The organism is Pseudomonas sp. (assembly GCF_049645325.1).
GTDB lineage: Bacteria > Pseudomonadota > Gammaproteobacteria > Pseudomonadales > Pseudomonadaceae > Aquipseudomonas.
Genome location: NZ_JBARTQ010000060.1, coordinates 1 through 4,137 on the forward strand (window position 1 = coordinate 1; position 4,137 = coordinate 4,137).

The following is a 4,137-nucleotide window of genomic DNA, read 5'->3' on the forward strand; positions in this document are numbered from 1 at the left end:
CTTGATCTCAGGCGCCCCGTTAACCACGATGGCCGCACGCAGGCTTGAATCCGTGGGTAACCCGGCAGGACGCCGGGTTAGCCGCCCCGCGCCATGGATGGCGCGTGGCGGCGGCCCACGGATTCAAGCCTGCGTGCGGGCACACCGAGCCTAGGCGAGGTGCCGAGTGGAGGGGCGAGGACCTTTTGGTTACTTTTGGGTCCTTCCAAAAGTGACACGCCGTAAGGGCGTAACCCTAAGCAGCCATAACCGCAGCAACGGATATGTACCCCCCCCAAAAAAAGCACCACCCCAACCCAACGCCCCACCCACATACCCAAGCCCATAGAAAGAACCCATCGCCAGGCGCTCATGATTTACCGCCCACCTCTGGTAGAATCACGTTTTTCCGAGGCTTGTGCGAATTTTGTAACCTTGTGTCGCACGCCCGTAAACCGTATTGATTTCAGCGCGTCGCGCTAGAGAGAGCCTGTATGACCGTTAGTTTGAAAACCGCCGAAGACATCGCCGGCATGCGCATTGCCGGCAAACTGGCTGCCGACGTGCTGGAAATGATTGCCGAGCACGTCAAGCCAGGCGTCACCACCGAGACCCTGAACCAGATCTGCCACGACTATATAGTCAACGTGCAAAAGGCCATCCCTGCGCCGCTGAACTACAAAGGCTTCCCCAAGTCGATCTGCACCTCGGTCAACCACGTGGTATGCCACGGGATTCCGGGCGACAAGCCCCTGAAGGACGGCGACACCCTGAACATCGACGTCACCGTGATCAAGGACCGTTATTTCGGCGACACCAGCCGCATGTTCCACGTCGGCACCGTACCGGTCTGGGCTGAGCGCCTGTCCCAAGTGACCCAGGAATGCATGTACAAGGCCATCGAAATCGTCAAACCCGGCTGCCGCCTGGGCGACATCGGTGAAGTGATCCAGAAGCACGCCGAAAAGAACGGTTTCTCGGTGGTGCGCGAATTCTGCGGCCATGGCATCGGCACGGTGTTCCACGAAGAGCCGCAGATCCTGCACTACGGCCGCGCCGGCACCGGCATGGAGCTCAAGGCAGGCATGACCTTCACCATCGAGCCGATGATCAACCAGGGCAAGGCCGACACCAAGGTCTTGGGCGATGGCTGGACCGCCATTACCAAAGACCGCAAGCTCTCGGCCCAGTGGGAACACACCCTGCTGGTCACCGAAACCGGCTATGAAATCTTCACCCTGCGCGCTGACGACACGATCCCACGCGTCTCGGCCTAAAGGCTGACCTGGTTTTCCCAACCCGTGTTGTGACCGACTGATAGATAGAAAGGAAAGCCGATCGATGCCCCAGGTGGATCCAGAACTCTTCGACCGTGGCCAGTTCCAGGCTGAACTGGCACTGAAGGCAAGCCCCATCGCCGCCTTCAAGAAGGCTATCCGCCAGGCCCGCGAGGTGCTTGATGCGCGCTTTCGCAGTGGCCGGGACATTCGCCGGCTGATCGAGGACCGCGCCTGGTTCGTCGACAACATCCTGCAAAAGGCCTGGGAACAGTTCAATTGGAGTGAAGACGCCGATATCGCCCTGGTGGCGGTCGGCGGCTACGGGCGTGGCGAACTGCACCCCTACTCCGACATCGACCTGCTGATCCTGCTGGACAGCGCCGATCATGAGATCTTTCGTGATTCCATCGAGCGTTTTCTGACGTTGTTGTGGGACATCGGCCTGGAAGTCGGCCAGAGCGTACGCTCGGTGGACGAATGCGCCCAAGAAGCCCGCGCCGACCTGACTATCATCACCAACCTGATGGAAAGTCGCACCATCGCCGGCCCCGAGCGTCTGCGCCAGCGCATGCTCGAAGTCACCAGCACCGCGCACATGTGGCCGAGCAAGGATTTCTTCCTGGCCAAGCGCGCCGAGCAGAAAACCCGGCACCACAAATACAACGACACCGAATACAACCTGGAGCCCAACGTCAAAGGCTCGCCGGGCGGGCTGCGGGACATCCAGACGATCTTGTGGGTCGCTCGTCGACAGTACGGCACCCTGAACCTGCGCGCCCTGGCAGGCGAAGGTTTCCTGGTCGAAAGCGAAAACGCGCTGCTGGCCTCCTCCCAGGAATTCCTGTGGAAAGTGCGCTACGCCCTGCACATGCTCGCCGGGCGCTCCGAAGACCGCCTGCTGTTCGACCATCAGCGCTCCATCGCTACCTTGCTGGGTTTTGAAGGTGAAGACGCGAAGACCAGCATCGAAAGCTTCATGCAGCAGTATTACCGGGTGGTCATGAGCATTGCCCAGCTCAGCGACCTGATCATCCAGCACTTCGAAGAAGTGATCCTGGCCCCGGAAGACGAGGCGCCGCCGCAGCCGATCAACTCGCGTTTCCAGCTGCACGACGGCTACATCGAAGCGCGTAACGACAACGTGTTCCGCCGCACCCCGTTCGCCATGCTGGAAATCTTCGTGCTGATGGCCCAGCAGCCGGAAATCAAAGGCGTGCGCGCCGACACCATCCGCCTGCTGCGGGAAAACCGTCACCTGATCGACGATGATTTTCGCAACGACATCCGCAACACCAGCCTGTTTATCGAGCTGTTCAAGTGCAAGATCGGCATCCACCGCAACCTGCGGCGCATGAACCGTTACGGCATCCTCGGGCGCTACTTGCCGGAGTTCGGTTTTATTGTCGGGCAGATGCAACACGACCTGTTCCACATTTATACCGTGGACGCTCACACGCTGAACCTGATCAAACACCTGCGTAAGTTGCAGTACACCCAGGTGTCAGAGAAATTCCCGCTGGCCAGTAAGCTGATGGCCAAGCTGCCCAAACCCGAGTTGATCTACCTGGCCGGCCTTTACCACGACATCGGCAAAGGCCGGCATGGCGACCACTCGGAAGTCGGTGCGGTCGACGCCGAGTCCTTCTGCCAGCGTCACCAACTGCCATTGTGGGACAGCCGCCTGATCGTCTGGCTGGTGCAGAACCACCTCGTGATGTCGACCACCGCTCAGCGCAAGGACCTGTCCGACCCGCAAGTGATCCACGACTTTGCCGGGATCGTCGGCGATGAAACCCGCCTCGACTATCTCTATGTGCTGACCGTCTCGGACATCAACGCCACCAACCCGACGCTGTGGAATTCGTGGCGCGCCAGCCTGTTGCGCCAGCTCTACACCGAGACCAAGCGTGCGCTGCGCCGCGGCCTGGAAAACCCGGTCGACCGCGAAGAACAGATCCGCCGCACCCAAAGTGCCGCGCTGGATATCCTCGTGCGCGGCGGCAATGACCCGGACGACGTTGAGCAACTGTGGTCGCAATTGGGCGACGATTACTTCCTGCGCCACACCGCTGGCGACGTGGCCTGGCACAGTGACGCGATCCTGCAACAGCCGGCCGACGGCGGCCCGCTGGTGCTGATCAAGGAAACCACCCAGCGCGAATTCGAAGGCGGCACGCAGATCTTCATCTATGCGCCCGACCAGCATGACTTCTTTGCCGTGACCGTGGCGGCCATGGACCAGCTCAACCTGAACATCCATGACGCCCGGGTCATCACCTCCAGCAGCCAATTCACCCTCGACACCTACATCGTGCTCGACACTGAAGGCGACTCGATCGGCGACAACCCCGCACGCGTGAAAAAGATCCGCGAAGGCCTTACCGAGGCCCTGCGCAACCCTGACGACTACCCGACCATCATCCAGCGCCGGGTACCGCGCCAACTCAAGCATTTTGCGTTTGCGCCCCAGGTGACCATTTCCAAAGACGCCCAGCGCCCGGTCACCGTGCTGGAACTCAGCGCACCGGACCGCCCAGGCCTGTTGGCACGCATCGGCGGGATATTCCTGGAGTTCGACCTGTCGCTGCAGAATGCCAAGATTGCAACCCTCGGCGAGCGCGTGGAAGACGTGTTCTTCATTACCGACGCTGACAACCAGCCACTGTCCGACCCTGAGCTGTGCCTGCGCCTGCAGGCGGCCATCGTGCAGCAACTGAGCGTGACCCAGGAGCCCGGCGTCGAACTGACACGCCTGACCATTTGACTTAATTTACATTCCCAGTGGGCACGGTTCCTGTGGGAGCTGGCTTGCCTGCGATGGCATCGCCGCGGTGTATCAGCCACACCGCGGTGCCCGCATCGCAGGCAAGCCAGCTCC

Annotated in this window: 2 protein-coding genes; both read left to right on the plus strand. The window is 60.9% G+C overall.

The window, feature by feature from the left end; all coding sequences use genetic code 11:
• Positions 1–473: 473 nt before the first annotated feature.
• Positions 474–1,256 carry a type I methionyl aminopeptidase gene (gene map, locus WBB95_RS02600; protein WP_053137263.1) on the plus strand — a complete coding sequence of 261 codons (783 nt, stop codon included), beginning with the start codon at positions 474–476 and terminating at the stop codon, positions 1,254–1,256.
• A gap of 64 nt (positions 1,257–1,320) precedes the next feature.
• The gene (locus tag WBB95_RS02605; RefSeq protein WP_424486157.1) at positions 1,321–4,023 is read left to right on the plus strand and encodes a [protein-PII] uridylyltransferase; all 2,703 of its coding nucleotides are present in this window, start codon (positions 1,321–1,323) and stop codon (positions 4,021–4,023) included.
• Positions 4,024–4,137: the final 114 nt, after the last annotated feature.